Annotated in this window: 14 protein-coding genes and 1 tRNA gene; 7 read left to right on the plus strand and 8 right to left on the minus strand. The window is 65.6% G+C overall.

The window, feature by feature from the left end; translation table 11 throughout:
• Positions 1-3: 3 nt before the first annotated feature.
• Positions 4-1,710 (plus strand): M28 family metallopeptidase, encoded by a 1,707-nt coding sequence (locus SB4_RS03765; RefSeq protein ID WP_082669939.1) that lies wholly within the window; start codon positions 4-6, stop codon positions 1,708-1,710.
• 62 nt (positions 1,711-1,772) lie between these two features.
• Positions 1,773-2,627 (plus strand): Rossmann-fold NAD(P)-binding domain-containing protein, encoded by an 855-nt coding sequence (locus SB4_RS03770; RefSeq protein WP_058751473.1) that lies wholly within the window; start codon positions 1,773-1,775, stop codon positions 2,625-2,627.
• Here SB4_RS03770 and SB4_RS03775 read toward each other — a convergent pair.
• From SB4_RS03775 to SB4_RS03795, 5 genes are all read right to left on the minus strand, one after another.
• A complete protein-coding gene (locus tag SB4_RS03775) occupies positions 2,537-3,457 on the minus strand; it encodes a DMT family transporter (protein WP_058751474.1) in 921 nt (306 codons plus the stop codon). The genes SB4_RS03770 and SB4_RS03775 overlap by 91 nt on opposite strands.
• On the minus strand, positions 3,454-4,470 hold the full coding sequence (locus SB4_RS03780) for a threonine aldolase family protein (RefSeq protein ID WP_058751475.1): 1,017 nt from the start codon (positions 4,468-4,470) through the stop codon (positions 3,454-3,456). Before SB4_RS03780 ends, SB4_RS03775 begins: the two co-directional genes overlap by 4 nt.
• 167 nt (positions 4,471-4,637) lie before the next feature.
• Positions 4,638-6,743 carry a transglycosylase domain-containing protein gene (locus SB4_RS03785; protein WP_058751476.1) on the minus strand — a complete coding sequence of 702 codons (2,106 nt, stop codon included), beginning with the start codon at positions 6,741-6,743 and terminating at the stop codon, positions 4,638-4,640.
• A 73-nt stretch (positions 6,744-6,816) separates the two neighbouring features.
• Complete coding sequence (locus SB4_RS03790) at positions 6,817-8,109, minus strand: dicarboxylate/amino acid:cation symporter (RefSeq protein ID WP_058751477.1); 1,293 nt, start codon at positions 8,107-8,109, stop codon at positions 6,817-6,819.
• Between the two features lie 99 nt (positions 8,110-8,208).
• A tRNA-Thr gene (locus tag SB4_RS03795) sits at positions 8,209-8,283 on the minus strand.
• 85 nt (positions 8,284-8,368) lie between these two features.
• Here SB4_RS03795 and SB4_RS20495 point away from each other — a divergent pair.
• The gene (locus SB4_RS20495) at positions 8,369-8,503 is read left to right on the plus strand and encodes a hypothetical protein (RefSeq protein WP_275044977.1); all 135 of its coding nucleotides are present in this window, start codon (positions 8,369-8,371) and stop codon (positions 8,501-8,503) included.
• A gap of 6 nt (positions 8,504-8,509) precedes the next feature.
• Here the strand turns inward: SB4_RS20495 and SB4_RS03800 are convergent, their stop codons facing one another.
• Entirely contained in the window at positions 8,510-8,965 is a 456-nt protein-coding gene (locus SB4_RS03800) for a DUF3429 domain-containing protein (protein ID WP_058751478.1), read from the minus strand.
• 73 nt (positions 8,966-9,038) lie between these two features.
• The gene (locus SB4_RS03805) at positions 9,039-9,992 is read right to left on the minus strand and encodes a YXWGXW repeat-containing protein (protein ID WP_058751479.1); all 954 of its coding nucleotides are present in this window, start codon (positions 9,990-9,992) and stop codon (positions 9,039-9,041) included.
• Between the two features lie 440 nt (positions 9,993-10,432).
• Between SB4_RS03805 and SB4_RS03810 the strand changes: the two genes are divergently transcribed.
• A complete protein-coding gene (locus SB4_RS03810) occupies positions 10,433-13,264 on the plus strand; it encodes a TonB-dependent receptor (RefSeq protein ID WP_058751480.1) in 2,832 nt (943 codons plus the stop codon).
• A gap of 212 nt (positions 13,265-13,476) precedes the next feature.
• On the opposite strand, the gene SB4_RS03815 is transcribed toward SB4_RS03810, so the two are convergent.
• Complete coding sequence (locus tag SB4_RS03815; protein ID WP_058751481.1) at positions 13,477-13,905, minus strand: hypothetical protein; 429 nt, start codon at positions 13,903-13,905, stop codon at positions 13,477-13,479.
• A gap of 192 nt (positions 13,906-14,097) precedes the next feature.
• On the opposite strand from SB4_RS03815, the gene SB4_RS03820 reads away from it, so the two are divergent.
• From SB4_RS03820 to SB4_RS03830, 3 genes are all read left to right on the plus strand, one after another.
• Positions 14,098-14,658, plus strand: coding sequence for a sigma-70 family RNA polymerase sigma factor (locus SB4_RS03820; protein WP_058751482.1), 561 nt, complete (start codon positions 14,098-14,100; stop codon positions 14,656-14,658).
• Positions 14,648-15,319: an anti-sigma factor gene (locus SB4_RS03825; protein WP_058751483.1), complete on the plus strand. Its 672-nt coding sequence runs from the start codon at positions 14,648-14,650 to the stop codon at positions 15,317-15,319. The genes SB4_RS03820 and SB4_RS03825 overlap by 11 nt, the downstream gene beginning before the upstream one ends.
• 82 nt (positions 15,320-15,401) lie before the next feature.
• Positions 15,402-15,953 carry a fasciclin domain-containing protein gene (locus SB4_RS03830; RefSeq protein ID WP_058751484.1) on the plus strand — a complete coding sequence of 184 codons (552 nt, stop codon included), beginning with the start codon at positions 15,402-15,404 and terminating at the stop codon, positions 15,951-15,953.
• Positions 15,954-16,208 lie beyond the last annotated feature (255 nt).

Consider the following 16,208-nt stretch of genomic DNA (forward strand, 5'->3'; position numbering starts at 1 on the left):
TGCATGTCGCGTATGACGGCCCTGTTGCCGCTGCTTCTCCTGTCCACTGCCGCCATCGCGCATGATCACGACCATGGCCAAGCCGCCGCCCCCGCTCCGGCGGCAAAGCCCGCCCCGCAGCGCAGCGCCGCCGAGCGCAATGCCATCGTCACCGCCGCGCTGCCCGAGGACCAGGCCGCGATGAAGGCGCATGTGATGTTCCTGGCGTCGGACGCGATGGCCGGGCGCGAGGCGGGCACGCGCGACTATGACATCGCCGCGCAATATGTCGCCGCGCAATTCTATGCGGCGGGCTTGCGGCCCGGCGGAGAGGATGGCGGCTATCTGCAGAAGGTGCCGCTCGTCGCGTACAACGTCGCCGACAAGGGCAGCGCCTTGTGGACGCCCAAGGGCGGCCAGCCGCAGGAACTGGTCTTCGGCGAGGATTTCGTGCCCTCGGCCGTGCCCGACAAGCGGGAGACCAGCCTCAGCGCGCCGGTCGTCTTTGTCGGTTATGGCATCGACGCCGCGCCCTATGGCCTGACCGATTACAAGGGCGTCGATGTGCGCGGCAAGATTGTCGCCTTCGTCCCCGGTACGCCCGAGGGGCTGGACGGCGAGGCGCGTGCCTTTTTCGGATCGGCGGGCAACAAGGCTTCGTTGGCGGCGGCGCATGGCGCGGTCGGTGCGATCCAGATCGATATGCCGCGCGCCGGACCCCGCCAGCGGCCCTTCTCGGCGCTGGCCCGCTATTACAATGCGCCGCGCGTGACCTGGGCCAACCCGGACGGCACCGCGCACGCCCTGACCCCCTCGACCCCGGTGCTCGGCACCCTGTCGCAGACCGGCGCGGCCAAGCTGTTCGGCAAGGGCTGGGAGGCGGTCATGAAGGCCGCCGCCGCGACCAAACCCGCCTATAAGCCGTTGGTCGCAGCGGGCCAGCTGACGGTCGCGTCCAAGACCAGCTTCAAGCCGATGGACAGCAGCAACGTCATCGGTCTGATCCCAGGCAGCGACCCCAAGCTGAAGGACCAAGTGGTCGTGCTGTCCGCCCATCTCGACCATATCGGCACCAATGAGGGTGGCGACGGCGACCGGATCAACAATGGTGCGCTGGACAACGCCATCGGCATCGCCAGCCTGATCGAGGAGGCCAAGCGGTTCAAGACCGCCACCACCCCGCCCAAGCGGACCGTGATGTTCCTGGCGGTGACCGCGGAGGAGAAGGGGCTGGTCGGATCGGATTATTTCGCTAACCATCCGACCGTGCCGCTGAAGTCGATCGTGGCCGACGTCAATCTCGACATGCCGATCCTGACCTATAAGTTCGAGGATATGGTGGTGTTCGGCGCGGACCGCTCGACGCTGGGGCCGATCGTGCGCAAGGCGGTGGGGGCGATGGGCCTGCCCGTCTCGCCCGATCCGATGCCGGAGGAAGGCATCTTCGTGCGCTCCGACCATTTCCGCTTCGTGCAGAAGGGCATCCCCTCGGTCTTCCTGTGGCCGGGCCAGGCCGGGCCGGGCAAGGCGGCGGTCCAGGACTTCATGAGCCACCGCTATCACCGCCCCGGCGACGAGATCGACCAGGGCATCGACTGGAGCCAGGGGCCGCGCTTCGTCAGCGTGAACTATGCCATCGCGCGCGAGATCGCCGACGCGCCCGAGCGGCCGGTGTGGAACAAGGGCGATTATTTCGGCACGCTCTACAAGGGGCTAATGGCGGCGAAGTGAAGCACCGGGCCGTTGCAGCCAAGCCGCCTTCCATCCGTTCAGCCTGAGTGACGTCCAAGGCCATGTCGGGAGGTAGGGTGAGTCAACTGTTCGTGTTCGGCCTGGGCTATGCCGCGGGGCATCTCGCGGCCCTGTTGGAAGGCCGTGGCTGGTCGGTGACGGGCACCACCCGCGACGGACGCGGCGGCTCCATCCGCTTCGACGACCGGGAGCGCGTGACGGCGGAGATCGCCGCCGCCACGCATATCCTGTCCTCGGTCCCGCCCGAGGGCGAGGTGGACCCGGTGCTCGTCGCCTATGGCGAGCGTCTCGCCCGGTTGGACGCGTGGCTGGGCTATCTCTCCTCGACCGGTGTCTACGGCGATACCGGCGGCGCTTGGGTGGACGAGAGTGCCGCCATCGGCTCCGGCCGCCGCGTGGCCCGCGCGGTGGCGGATGCGGACTGGCAGGCGCTGGGCGCGCGAGTGTTCCGCCTGCCCGGCATTTACGGCCCCGGCCGCTCGCCGATCGACCGGGTGCGCAGCGGACGATCGCACCGCGTCGGGCTGCCCGGCCAGGTGTTCAGCCGGGTGCATATCGCCGATATCGTCTCAGGCGTTGTTGCCGGGTTCGACGGTCCGGCTGGGGCGTACAACCTGTCGGACGATTTCCCATGCGACCAGGATGCGGTCGTGTCCTATGCCGCCGAACTGGCCGGGCTGGCCCCGCCGCCGCTGGTGCCGCTGGAGAGCCTGTCGGCGGCGGCGCGCGGTTTCTATGGCGAGAACCGGCGGGTGGCGAACGGGAAGGCCAAGCGGGTGCTGAACTGGCGTCCCCGCTACCCCGATTACCGGTTGGGCCTGCGCGCCTTGAGCGCGATGACCAGCCCCAGCGCGGTGACGCCCGCCCCGGCCCCGGCGAGCAGCGACCAGCGATAACCCTCGAATATCGTCGACAGGCTCATCGCGATGACCGGCACGATGACGCTGGAATAGGCCGCCTTGGCGGGGCCGATAGCGCGCAGCACGCGGTAATAGAGCGGAAAGGCCAGCGCCGAGGCGAACAGCCCCAGATAGAGGATGCCCAGGACATAGCCTGCGCGCATCTCGAACACCGGCGGGCCGTTCAGCGTATAGGCGATCACCGCATCCATTGCCGATCCGACCAGCATCGCGACGCTGAGCGTGGCGTGCATCGGGAAACGCTTGGCGGTGTTGGTCGCCTGCATGACATTGGCGGTCGAGGCCGACAGGATCGCGACCAGCGTCAGGACGATGCCGGTCAGGGCGCGCGCGGGCCCGGCCGGATCGACGCGGGCCTCATGCAGGAACAGCAGCGCCGCCCCCGCCATCGCGATGGCGGAGCCGACCAGCAACTGCCGCCCCATGCGCTGTCCGAGAAAGAGGCGTGCGAACCCGGCATTGGGGATCAGCAGCATCGCGAAGATCACCGCCACCAGGCCGGAGGTGATGTAGCCCTCCGCATGATAGACGAAGTTGAAATTGAGGACGAACTGGAACAGCCCGATCCCGGCGGCGAAGAGAAAGCCGGTCAGGCCCAGCCGAAAACTCTCCCGCCGGGCCAGCGCAAAGGCCCCCATGGCAAGGCCGCCGATCAGGAATCGATAGCTGACCGACCAGGTGGCGGGGACGAGCGAAATCTGGTCGCGGATGACCAGCCAGGTCGATCCCCAGATCAGCGTGACGATCGCAAAGGGGATCAGGACGGCGGCGCGGGTCGAACGGGGGCCGGTGTCAAACTCGCTCACGTCGTGCTCTTATTCAGGGCGGCGATCGCGTCGGCCAGGCGGCCGACCGCGCCCGCATCGGTGTCCCAGGCGGTGACGAGGCGAATTTCGCCCTCCGCCCAGTCATAAAAGTCGAAGCCCTGCGCCCGCAGCTTGGCGGTCTCCTCGGGCGTGGCGCGCAGGAAGACCTCGTTGGCCTCCACGGCATGGATCAGCCGGTCGCCCGCCGCCTCGGCCAGCCGCTCGGCACAGGCATTGGCGAGCGCGCCATTGGCGATCCACAGGTCGTTCTCGACCATCGCCAGCACCTGCGCCGCCAAATAGCGGCCCTTGGACATCAGCAGCCCTGCGCGCTTGCGGCGGCGGCGGGTGGCGTCGGCCAGGCCGGGCTTGAAGAAGACCAGCGCCTCGGCACTCATCGCGCCGTTCTTGACGAAGCCGAAGGACAGCGCGTCCACCCCCGCCTGCCAGGTCAGGGCCGCGGGCGTGCAGCCCAGCCGCGCCACCGCATTGGCGAAGCGCGCCCCGTCCATGTGGAAGCCCAGCTTACGCTCCTTCGCCAGGCCCCCGATCGCGGCCACCTCGTCGGGGTTGTAGACGCGGCCATATTCGGTGGCGTTGGTGATCGAGATGGCGTGCGGCTGGACCCGGTGGACGTCATTGGCGATGGCGTCGATCACGCTCCGGATCGTGTCGGGGGTCAGCTTGGCCCCCTCGCCATCGGCCAGCATCAGCTTGGCGCCGTGGGTGTAGAATTCGGGCGCGCCGCCTTCGTCATTCTGGATATGCGAGTCGCGGTGACAGACCACGCCGCCATAAGGCGGGCAGAGCGCCGCCAGCGCCAGGCAGTTGGCGGCGGTCCCGGTGGGCACCCACAGCGCCTCGACATCGGTGCCGAAAAGGTCCGACAGCTGCTCGTCCAACGCTTTCGACCAGCGGTCGCCGTCATAGGGGCTGTCCATCTCGTCGGCCCCGACGATGGCCTCCATCACCTTGGGATGGATAGGGGCGGCGTTGTCCGAGAAGAAGCGCATGGCGATGGCGTTTGGGCGAGGTCGCGGATCAGGTCAACACCGGTGTCCTAAGGATGGACGGGTCGACTTCGGGGACGCTCCCCCTCCCGCAGGCGGGAGGGGGCCGGGGGGAGGGGACCCCGCTAGCGATGACTCTATGATCGGCCGCGACACTCCTCCGTTAGGCCTTACTCCTCACCGTCATAGCGTTCGTCCGGCGGGCGGCGGTCATCCGGGCCCGGCGGCGGGCGTTCACCGCGGCGGCGGCCGGGGCCGATGGTGATCGAGCCGTCCTCACCGGTCTTCAGGTCGATGCCCAACCCCTGGATGATATCGCCCACGGGGTCGGTTTCGGCGGGCATCGCCTCTTCGTCCATGCCGTTGGTGATCGCATCCGGGTCGGCCTCCTCCATCACCACCGGGGCGGCCACCGGCGGGATGTCGAGCGCGGATTGCATGAAAGCGCGCCAGATGCGTGCCGGGACACCGCCGCCCGACAGGCCGGGATTGGGCGTGTTGTCGTCATTGCCGACCCAGACGCCGACCACCAGGTCGCGCGCGAAGCCCATGAACAGCGCATCGCGCGAGTCCTGCGTCGTTCCGGTCTTGCCATACGCATCGACGGTCAGCAGCGCCTGCCGCCCGGTCCCGGTCTTGATCGAGGAGGACAAAAGGTCGAGCATCCCGTCATGCACCGCCGAGGCGAAGCCGGTCTTGCGCTCGGTCAGCGACTGATACCAACCCTTCTCCTTGACGTCGTTCAGGCCGCGCGCCGCGACCGGATAGCTTTCATTGGCGACCGCGGCATAGGCGGCGGTCAGCTCCAGCAGGCTGACGGTCGAGGTGCCGAGCGCGATGGTCGCCTCGTTCGGGATCGGCGTGGTGATGCCCAGGTCGCGCGCTGCCTTGATGACCGACTTCACACCGACTGCCTGGGTCAGCCGGGCGGCGGCGACGTTGGACGAGCGCGCAAAGGCCTGGCGCAGGGTGATCTTGCCCAGATAGCGGCCGTCGCTGTTGCGTGGCTTCCACCCGGCGATATCAATCGGTTCGTCCTCGATGGTCGAGTCCGGGGTCATGCCCGAGCGGAGCGCGGCGAGGTAGACGAACAGCTTGAACGCGGACCCCGGCTGGCGGCGCGCCTGGGTGGCGCGGTTGAACGGGCTCTTGGAATAATCCTTGCCGCCGACCATCGCGACGACGCGGCCATCGGGACGCATCGCGACCAATGCCACCTGCGCCTGGTTCAGCCCGGCGCTGCGCACCGTGCGCTCGGCGATCCGCTGGAGCCGGGGGTTGAGCGTCGTCTGGACGGTCGCCTCGGTCTTGATCTCGCCTGCCTGGTCGCGCGCCTCGGGCAGCACCCAGTCGGCGAAATAGGTGCCGCTGGGCAAGGTTTCGGGCCGCGAGGCGAGCACGCGTTGCGGCTGGACGGCATCGGCCTCCGCCTTGGTCAGGAAGCCCGCATCCTCCATCGCCGCGACGACGACGGCCTGCCGGGCGCGTGCGCCCTTGAGGTTGGTGGTGGGAGCCAGGCGCGAAGGGGCCTTGACCAGTCCGGCCAGCATCGCCGCCTGGCCGATGTTCAGCTTGTCGGGCGTGCGTCCGAAATAATGCTTCGACGCAGCAGTGATGCCGTACACATTGTCGCCGAAATAGACGTTCGACAGGTATCGCGACAGGATCTCGTCCTTGGTCAGCCACGCCTCCAGCCAGAAGGCGATCATCGCCTCGCGAATCTTGCGGCCCGCCGTCCGGTCGGAATCGAGGAACGCGTTTTTCGCCAGCTGCTGGGTGATGGTCGATCCGCCCTCACGCACCCCGCCCGATCCGAGATTATGCCAGGCGGCGCGCAGGATGCCGCGCGGGTCGACGCCCCAGTGCGAATAGAAACGTCGGTCCTCGATCGCCATGAACGCCTCGCGCACATGGGCGGGCAGCTTGGCGGCATCGACCGGCGCGCCGATGATCGCCCCGCGCCGGGCAATGGGCGTGCCGTCATCGGCGGTCAGCGTGATCGAGGGCGGGGTCGGCGGCTGGAGCGAGCGCGACAGCGGCGCGGTGACGGCCAGCCAGATGATCGCGATGACCAGCAGGATGATGCCCGCGCCCATCCCACGCATGATCCACCGGCCCCAACGGATGCGGCGGCGGGGACGCATATCCTCCGGCGCCTCGTCGGTGCCGAAGGACCAGCTCTGCGTCTCCGCGTCGTAGAGCGGATAATGGGGCCCGACCGGTTCGTACGGACGGTCGAGGGGTACACGGTCGGGATTGAACGGATCGGGGCGCATCACAGGGTTCCGGTGGTCGGCCACTCGCGTGTATTACTCCACCAGAACACCGCGCGCAAGCTCATGCACGCGTTTACCCTGTTTGCGGCACCTCCGGCAAGCGGTCCGCCGGGGGCGCGTCGGTGATGAGGCCCGCCCGGTGCGCGACGATGGTCGGGACCAGCGCCTGGCCCGCGACGTTGATCGCGGTACGCCCCATGTCGAGGATCGGATCGATCGCCAGCAGGAGCCCCGCACCCTCCAGCGGCAGGCCCAGCGTGGACAGGGTCAGCGTCAGCATCACGACCGCGCCGGTCAGCCCCGCCGTGGCCGCCGACCCCAGCACCGATACCAGCACGATGAGCACATAATCGCCGACATGCAGCGGCAGGCCATAATATTGCGCGACGAACAGCGCCGAGATCGCCGGATATATGGCGGCGCAGCCGTCCATCTTGGTCGTCGCGGCAAAGGGCACCGCAAAGGCCGAATAGGCGCGTGGCACGCCCAGTCGCCGCTCGACCGCGTCTTCAGTGACCGGCAGCGTCGCGATCGACGAACGCGACACGAAGCCAAGCTGGATGGCGGGCCAGGCGGCGGCATAGAAGCGCTTGGGCGACATGCCGTTGGCCAGCAGCAGCAGCGGATAGACGACGAACAGCACCAGGCCGAGCCCGATATAGACGGCCAAGGCAAAGCTGCCGAGCGCGGACAGCGACTGCCAGCCATAGCGCACGATCGCATTGCCGAGCAGCGCGCCCGAGCCGAGCGGGGTCAGTCGGATCACCCAGGACAGGATGCGGCGGAAGATGGCGAGCGCCGAGGCATTGAACGACAGGAAGCTCTCGCCCTTGTCGCCCACGCGCACGGCGGCGACGCCGATCGCGACCGCCATGACGATGATCTGCAGGATATTGAACGACAAGCCGGTCTTCAGCGCCCCGCCGTCGCCCGTGCTGGTCGAAGCGGACAGGCCCAGGATATTGGATGGGATCAGCCCGCGCAGGAAGTCGAGCCAGGAGCCCGCCGTATCGGGCCGCACCGCACTACCCGGCGCGACGCCTGCATGCAGGCCGGGTTGCAGGACGGTGCCCAGCGTCAGGCCGATGCTGACCGCGATCAGCGCGGTGATGGCGAACCAGATGAAGGTGGCCGCGACCAGCCGCGCGGCATTGTTCAGGTCGCGCAGCGCCGCGATCGACGCGACGATGGCGGTGAACACCAACGGCACGACCAGCACCTTGAGCAACTGGACGAAGCTTTCGCCGATGATGCGCAGGGCCTCGGCCAAGCCAGCGATACCCTGCGACCGGGCGAGCAGGCCGAGCAGCAGGCCCACGGCCATGCCGACGAACACCTGAGCGCCGAAGGAAAAACGGAATTTCATGTCCAGATAGCTAGCGAGAGCGTGAAACGATCCCAACCAACTTTTGCATGGGGACCAAAAGCTCCCCCTTTCAAACCGCTTGGGCGGGTGGGGGGAGAATGGTGCTGCCGGTGAGGATTGAACTCACGACCTCAGCCTTACCAAGGATGCGCTCTACCACTGAGCTACGGCAGCACTCGCGTCTCGACGCGGGAAGCGCGCCTAGAGACGATTGGGCGGGCATTGTCAAGCGTCCGTTGGACAGATTATGCGAATTGCCATGGCGAAGGACGAACGCGCGGAGCGGCTGGCGGCCGCACTCCGGGAGAATCTGAAACGGCGCAAGGCGCAGGCGCGGCAGGGCGAGGGTGATAGCCGTCCCGCAGAGACGCCGCCGCGCGATGATCCCGCCTGATGCGAATCACCAGGGGGCGACGATACCGAGCAGCAGCGTCGACGCTCCCAGGCCGAGCGACAGGGCTAGCCTGAGCCGACCCCAGCCGGGCATCTCGCGCACCGATGGGGCGATCCGTGCATCGACCAGCGGCGTCAGCAGGATGGTCGCACCCAGGATGCACAGCGCGACCCGGAGCGACCCTGCGCCCAGCAAAGGCGGCAACAGGACAGCCCAGCCGATCAGGCTCGGCGCCACGGCGGCGACATAGGGCAAAATGCGCCGGTCCTGCCGAATCAATGCCTCCATCCACCACAGCCCGCCCAGAAAGGACAGGATGAGCGCCGCATAGACGCCCCCGGCGATCGTGGCGGGCAGCCCGAGCCGCGGCACGACCAGCGCCAGTGCGATGCAAAGCGGCGGCGGCAAGACCCCGGCCGCGCCCAGGATCAGCGGTGGTCGCGGCAGGGGGCGGGGCGTCATCGTGTCACCTCAGGGGCTGGTGGTCGGTCCGGGTGGATACGCGGCAAGCGCGCGATGGTTCACGCCGCCACGTTCAGCCATGGCCATGATGATCGCCATGCGGCGGACGCGGCGGCGCTGGTGGCCTGGGGGCGGGGCGGAAGACTACGCGCGGCGGCGCATAACCATGCGGGGTCAGAGGAGGCCGTGTCATCGCCATGGGCGGCGTGGAATAGCCGCCGCCGCTCCATGTCGCGGCGCTTCGCTGCGGCGGCAAGGGCGCGCGCCAGGCGGTGAGCGGCCGGGCGAAGGGCGCCGGGCGCTCATCGGTCATGGGGGCCGGGGCCCCATGGCCGCGATGGACGACCGGCATAGGCGCGGCCATCGGCATGGCCGCCGGGCCGCGATTTGGCGGTACGAACCCATGCGGGGGCGGGCGCATCGCGGTCATCGGTGGCATGGGATGGAGAGGGGCCGCGACATGCATCTCGTGCGCGGCCATCAGCTCTTGCGAGGTCGGGCGCGCGGGCACGCCGCCGGGGCCACCATTATAGCTGACCCGGGTGATGTGGTTCACCACCACATTCTGTCGATAGATATGGGTCACATGGACGTTGGTGATGTTCGTGACGGTCGCATTGTAGGCGAAGTGGTTGCCTTGCCAATAGCCGCCGTGAAAGCCGAAGCCGGTATAGCCGAAGCCATAAGGTACGCCGCCGTAAAAGCCGACATGCGGTCCCCAATAGCCCGAGTGGAAGACATACAATCCGTCCTGCCAACCCCACCAGGGCGGCGTCCACAACAGGCCCGGACGCGGTGCCAGCATCCAATTGCCCGGCACCCAGTAATAGGCCCCGGCCAGATCGTCCCAAGCCCAATAGCCCGGCGTCCAGACATAATCGGGACCCGGCAGCGGCGGCTGGGCATAAACGGGCAGCGGCGGCGGCGCGAGCCGGACGCTGATGCCGACCGAAAGCTGTGCGGCGGCGGGTGCCGTCGTCAGCAGCGCCATCGCAGTAAAGCCCGCCGCAAGGATGATCCTGGTCATCGCAATACTCCTGAACCTTTTATGGGACAGGGACGTGCGACCGGCTGGCTGAACGGCAAATTACAGGGAAGCGGGATGGACGATTGTTCATCCGCGCATCACGGTCGGTGCCGATAAGGCATTGAAAACACGGCGATAAAGATCGAGGAATGTGAAGGGTGTCGGCTCGCTGCCGGGCCTGTGCGACGGCGTCGCACGGAGCGGGCGAGCGATGGCCGATCAATTCGCCTATTTGTCTGATTGGCCAACCGCCCCGCGCAAGAGCCCCGCGCCATTTTCCATCAGAAACAGACCCCTTCGTCCGGCGGTACAAGGCGTAACGCAATGTTTTGTGACGGAATTGTGAAAACTTTGTTCATTGACCCCTCCGAACGGCCCCGACACTAAGTCAGACAAATAAAGTCAGTTCCGTAGGACTGGCATGATGGAGGAGGGGGTTTATGAAGCGTCTTGCGCTGTTGCTGTCCGTTGCACCTTTGGCGCTGGCGTCCGCCGTCCAGGCGCAGACCGCGACACCCGATCAGAAGAGCGATTCCACCGCCGCCGCCCCTGCCGCCGCGGCTCAAAGCGACGCCGCCACCACGGACGGCGGCTCGACCGATGGCGAGATCATCGTCACCGGCCTGCGCCAGAGCCTGGCTAATGCAGCGTCGATCAAGCGCAACTCGGATGCGATCCTGGACGCGGTGGTCGCGCAGGACATCGGCAAATTGCCCGACGATACGGCAGCCGAAAGCCTGGCGCGCCTGGCGGGCGTGCAGGTCAATCGCTATGGCGACGAGGTCAGCGGCGTGCTGATCCGCGGCCTGCCCGACGTGGCGACCACCTATAACGGGCGCGAATTCTTCACCGCCGAACTGCGGCGCAGCCAGTTGCAGGACTTCCCGGCCCAGGCTTTGGCGGGCATCGAGATCTACAAGTCCGGCACCGCCGACATCATCGAGCCGGGCTTGGCGGGTCTGGTCAATGTCCGCACGCGTCGTCCGTTCGATTTCAAGGGATTGGTGGTCGCAGGCGGCCTGCGCGGCACGTATAACGACCAGAGCCGCAAATACGACCCCAGCGGCAATATCCTGATCTCCGACCGCTGGAACACGGGCATCGGCGAGGTCGGCCTGCTGGTCAATGCCAGCTATGCCCAGTCGCAATATCACAATGCGATCCGGTACAATAACACCAGTATCACCGATTCCAGCCCGGCCTCGGTCATCACCCCGGCGCAAACGGGGACGATCCGCTATCCCTATAGCGTCGGCCTCTACAATCCGGCGGGCAAGCGCTGGCGCCCCTCGGCCAATTTCGCGCTGCAATGGGCGCCGAACAGCTCTACCCAGGTGTATCTGGAGGGCATCTATCAGGGCTATCGCGGCCAGGGTTATGTCGACGACTGGGACAATGACCTGCGCGGGCAGGACCCGACGCTGAGCGACGTCGTGCTGGTCAACGGCACCAACGATGTGCGCAGCCTGACCAAGACGGGGGGGTATCGCCAGCAGGCCTATCGCTCGACCGATCGTGCCCAGACCAACACCTATCAGATCGCCAGCGGCGCGAAGTGGGAAACCGGGCGGGCCACGCTGTCGACCGACTTCGCCTATACGACCAGCGTCTACTCCGACTATACGCACAGCCTGGATTCGGCGCTGACATCGCCGCAGGTGGTGAAGGCCGACTTCATCAGTGACGGCGGCGTGGCGTTCAGCCTGCCCGGCTTCAACGTGACCGACCCCTCGCAATATATCTGGCGCGGCTATTACGAGGCCTATTACCGGACATCGGGCAGCGGTTTCCAGTGGCGGGGCGACGTGTCGCTGGACACCGATCCGCTGCCGTTTCTGAAGAAGATCCAGATGGGGTATCGCCTGACCACGCGTCTGGCGGATTACGCCTCGGCCAACCGCTATGCCTATACCGAGAATCTGCGGATTCCGTTCAGCAGCCTGGGCATCGGCCAACTCGGCCTGACCGGCAATCCGTTCCGGGGCAGCGACCAGGGCTTTACCCAGTATCTCAGCTATCCATATGGCGACATCGACGGCGGCCAAGCGCGGTTGCGTGCGCTGTCGCGGCAGGCGCTGGCGCAGTTGGTTGCGCTCAATCCCAACGACCAGGGCTATAAAAACGCGCAGACCCAATTTGCCAGCGATGCGGTGCCGGTCGACCCCTCGGGCACTTTCCACGCCAATGAAAAGACCTATACCGCCTATGCCCAAGGCAAATACGGCTTCAACATCGGTTCGATCGAGGTCGACGGGCTGGCGGGTGTCCGCGCGGTTATCACCGACGGCGTCTATTCGGGTGTGTCGCAGATCTACAATAACGGCGTCCGCACGCTGACGCCCCAGTCGCTGCATCAGGATTATGTCGACATCCTGCCCAATGCCAGCATGCGGATGAAGTTCACCGACACGCTGCAATTGCGCCTGGGCTATACCTTCACCCGGACCAAGCCCGATTTTGGCCAGCTCAACCCGGCGCTCAACATCACCACCGTCGTGCGCAATGCAAACCAGCCGCTCGATCCGAACAACCCGTTCAACGTGATCACCGCCAATGGGTCGGGCGGCAATCCGAATTTGAAACCGCTGACCTCGCACAATTACGATGCCAGCCTGGAATGGTATTTCTCGAAGACGGGAATGATCAGCGGGGCGGTATTCTACCGCGACCTGTTCGGCTTCATCAGCAACTACACGCGGTTCGTCCAGGACCCGCAATATGGCTTCGTCCAGCTGAGCCGCCCGGAAAATGCGGGTGAGGGGCGCATTCTGGGCGCGGAGGCGAATTTCCAGAGCTTCCTGGATTTTCTGCCCGGCGACCTGAAGGGCTTCGGCGTGCAGGGCAATGTGACCTATCTGGACGGCACGAACCGCACGCCCAATTTCTCGCAGAACAGCAACAGCTTCACCTATGGCCCGTTCGTGCCGATCACCGGCCTGTCCAAATGGACCTACAACGCCTCGCTTTTCTACGAACGCAACGGCATCACCAGTCGCCTGTCCTATAACCGCCGGTCGGATTTCGTGAATTACTACGGCACGGACATCAACAACAAGCAGACGGTGAACGGCACCCTGCCGATCAGCCGCCTGGACTTCTCGCTGAGTTACGACATCGCCAAGCAGTTTACGCTCAGCGTCGATGCGACCAACCTGCTGGCCAAGCCCTTCCGCGACTTTACGACCGACAATTACGGGTTCCGCTACACCCAGGATATTCGGGACGAAGGCCGCTATTACGGCGTGGGCTTCCGCTTCCGCTTCGGCGAGTAACGGCTGCGCAAACGGGTGAATTGCTTTCGGGGCTGTCCTTAAGAACAGGGGCAGCCCCATTTTTCATCGCCAGCGCACACAGCCCTTCGCAAGGCTCGGGGGCGAGTCGCGCGCATCGGTTGCGAATATGGCACTGTATCACCGCCGATAACGGTCACCTATCCACTGGTCTCTAAAGCTTGTCCTCTTAAGGTGTCCGAGCCCGTCGGACCCTAACGTGTTGTCGCCCGGACACCGGCAGGGAGCATATGGGGCGGGCAGTAACGATATTCGGTGATCGGACCGCGGGTCTTGATGCCGAATGTGAGCGCATCGCGAATGCTGATGGTCTGGCGCTCGACAGATCGAGGTGCCGGCCCCGCTCCAGCGTCGATGCACGATTGGCTGACCTCATAGCGGCTGCCCCGGCGCGCCAGAACGCGGGCGCGGCATTCACGGGAGTGCGGCGTACTGATGCCCCGTCCGTCATATTCGCGGATCGCCGCATTGGGTGCCGACGCGCAGGGAGTACCCTTCTGAACATAGATGCCAGGCTTTAACCGATAGACACCGCCTGGCTTGGCCGACGTATCGACACTGGCGATTGCGCCGGTCGCACCGGTCAGCATGCTGATGGCAGCGGCAATGTTCATGAGGCGCATGGTGTCGATCCTTCTGAAATCTATCCGATCTTAGAGACGTGAAGCTGAACGAAAGGCGCAGGACCGCAGACCCAATCCGCTTGAGGTTTTCTGTCGAGGCAGTCGTTTTTCCCGCCCCAAGCCGATTGCCCGGCGGACATGCGCATATGGTTGCCTGCTGCGCAGCGCGTCGGTATCCCGTCTAGAGTGACGATGAATCAACCTGACAGTCGGCAGGAGCTTGTCAAAGCCCTGGTCGCGACCGGGCGCGAGGATCGTGCCGCTTTTCGCCAACTATATGCCCTCACGTCTGCGCGGCTGTTTGGCGTCTGCCTTCGTATATGTCGCGAACGACAGGCGGCGGAGGATGTTCTGCAAGAGGTCTACGCTATCATCTGGCGACGTGCCGGTGCCTATGAACCGGGTCAGGCCAGTCCGTTCGCCTGGCTGGCTACGATCGCCCGCAATCGCGCGATCGATTATCACCGGGCCTTGGGCCGACGCCCCACCGCGTCATGGGACAACATAGCGGAGCCGGCCGCGCCGAGCCGTCTGGCTCTCGACACCATGTTGCTGGACGAGGAAGAGCGCAAACTCCACGGCTGTATGGATCGTCTCAGCGACACGCAGCGCGACGCCATTCGAACGGCCTTTTTCGAGGGGATCACCTATGCCGGGCTTGCCGAACAGCAAGGGCTTCCGACCAGCACCATAAAGAGCCGGATCAAGCGCGGCCTCGAACGGCTCAAGGAGTGTCTCGACGATGACATCTGATGAGACCGATCTGACCGCAGCGGAACTGGCGCTGGGAGTCCTCGAGGGTGACGAGCAGGCTGCGGCGTTGCGTCGCATGCTGGATGATCCGGCCTTTGCGCGGGATGTCGCACTGTGGAGGCGGCATCTGGCTGCGCTTTATCTGGAGGTCGAACCGGTCACGCCGAGCGCCGAGCTGGGACGCAAGATTCTCGCGGTGGGAGACAATGACAACCATCGTGCCGGCCCGTGGCGGGCGATCGCCGGTATCGCCAGTCTGGCGGCGGCCATCTTGTTGACGGTCGTCGTGACCCGCCCGGACACGCCGTCTGTCCCATCGAGTGCCAGCAAGCCTGCTCCCTTGCTATATGCTGTCCTCACCCCCGAGCGCGCCGCGCCGATCACGGCCTTTTTCGATCCCGTCACCCGCACATTGAAGCTGCGCGACGCACCATCCGTTGCGAGTGGCCAGGATGCGCAGCTATGGGCGATCGGGCGTGATGGCGTTCCTCACGCGGCGGGTCTGCTGGGCCGTGTGCCCGGGGTTCCTCTGAAAATTTCTCCTCAGGTCACCGTTGCTGCCGGGACCACCTTGGCCATTTCGATTGAGCCGACGGGTGGTTCGCCCAAGCCGACCCCGACGGGACCTGTCGTTGCAACGGGACAGCTTGCGGAAATTTAAAAAGTCGATGGGCGTCGCTGCGTCCAAAGGGCTTTTGGCGACGTAATCCCAAAGCCGCACTTCATGCGGCGGGAGAGATCGCATGACTTTGATGATCCGTGGCGCAATCATGGCTGTCGCGCTCACCTTCGGCACGGCCGCTGTTGCCGCCCCCCGCAACCCGATGGTTGGCGGGGCGATGATGTATCCCACCAAGACGATTGTCGAGAACGCCTCACAGTCGAAAGACCATACCACCCTGGTCGCTGCAGTTCAGGCGGCTGGTCTGGTGGACACGCTTTCCGGCCCCGGACCTTTTACCGTGTTCGCGCCGACCAACGCAGCTTTCGCGAAACTGCCCGCTGGCACCGTCGACACCCTGGTGCGGCCGGAAAACAAGGATAAGTTGACCTCGATCCTGACCTACCACGTCATACCCGGCCGCATCACCGCCAAGGATATCGCCGCCAAGGCAAAGGCGAATGGTGGGACGGCGACCTATACCACCGTTCAGGGCGAGCCGATCATGTTCAAGAAGGCGATGGGCGGATGGGCCATCATGGATGGCAAGGGCGATGTCGGTCGCATCACCACCGCCGATGTCATGCAGTCCAATGGCGTCGTACATGTCATCGATACCGTAATGATGCCATAACAGGCTGCGGATCTTGACAGACGGGTGGGGGACATCGTCGCCCCACCCTAGGGTCCAAACCCAATCAGCATCTTGAGTGGTGACAGTTTTCCTGATTCACTGGCGTGTGGATCAGGAGGAATGAGGCATGGCGCTATTCTGGTTGTCGGATGAAGCGTGGGCGGCGATCGAGCTGCATCTGCCGAAAAACCAGCCTGGAGCCCGGCGGGTAGATGATCGGCGGGTGAGATGCGGGGACGTCGACGTACTTACAGG

The organism is Sphingomonas sanguinis (genome assembly GCF_001476905.1).
Classification (GTDB): Bacteria; Pseudomonadota; Alphaproteobacteria; order Sphingomonadales; family Sphingomonadaceae; genus Sphingomonas; species Sphingomonas sanguinis_B.

Coding starts and splice junctions, on each gene's coding strand:
- SB4_RS03765 (WP_082669939.1), top strand. CDS start 4: ATGTCGCGTATGACGGCCCTGTTGCCGCTGCTTCTCCTGTCCACTGCC.
- SB4_RS03770 (WP_058751473.1), top strand. CDS start 1,773: ATGTCGGGAGGTAGGGTGAGTCAACTGTTCGTGTTCGGCCTGGGCTAT.
- SB4_RS03780 (WP_058751475.1), bottom strand. CDS start 4,470: ATGCGCTTCTTCTCGGACAACGCCGCCCCTATCCATCCCAAGGTGATG.
- SB4_RS03785 (WP_058751476.1), bottom strand. CDS start 6,743: ATGCGCCCCGATCCGTTCAATCCCGACCGTGTACCCCTCGACCGTCCG.
- SB4_RS03790 (WP_058751477.1), bottom strand. CDS start 8,109: ATGAAATTCCGTTTTTCCTTCGGCGCTCAGGTGTTCGTCGGCATGGCC.
- SB4_RS20495 (WP_275044977.1), top strand. CDS start 8,369: ATGGCGAAGGACGAACGCGCGGAGCGGCTGGCGGCCGCACTCCGGGAG.
- SB4_RS03800 (WP_058751478.1), bottom strand. CDS start 8,965: ATGACGCCCCGCCCCCTGCCGCGACCACCGCTGATCCTGGGCGCGGCC.
- SB4_RS03805 (WP_058751479.1), bottom strand. CDS start 9,992: ATGACCAGGATCATCCTTGCGGCGGGCTTTACTGCGATGGCGCTGCTG.
- SB4_RS03810 (WP_058751480.1), top strand. CDS start 10,433: ATGAAGCGTCTTGCGCTGTTGCTGTCCGTTGCACCTTTGGCGCTGGCG.
- SB4_RS03815 (WP_058751481.1), bottom strand. CDS start 13,905: ATGCGCCTCATGAACATTGCCGCTGCCATCAGCATGCTGACCGGTGCG.
- SB4_RS03820 (WP_058751482.1), top strand. CDS start 14,098: ATGAATCAACCTGACAGTCGGCAGGAGCTTGTCAAAGCCCTGGTCGCG.
- SB4_RS03825 (WP_058751483.1), top strand. CDS start 14,648: ATGACATCTGATGAGACCGATCTGACCGCAGCGGAACTGGCGCTGGGA.
- SB4_RS03830 (WP_058751484.1), top strand. CDS start 15,402: ATGACTTTGATGATCCGTGGCGCAATCATGGCTGTCGCGCTCACCTTC.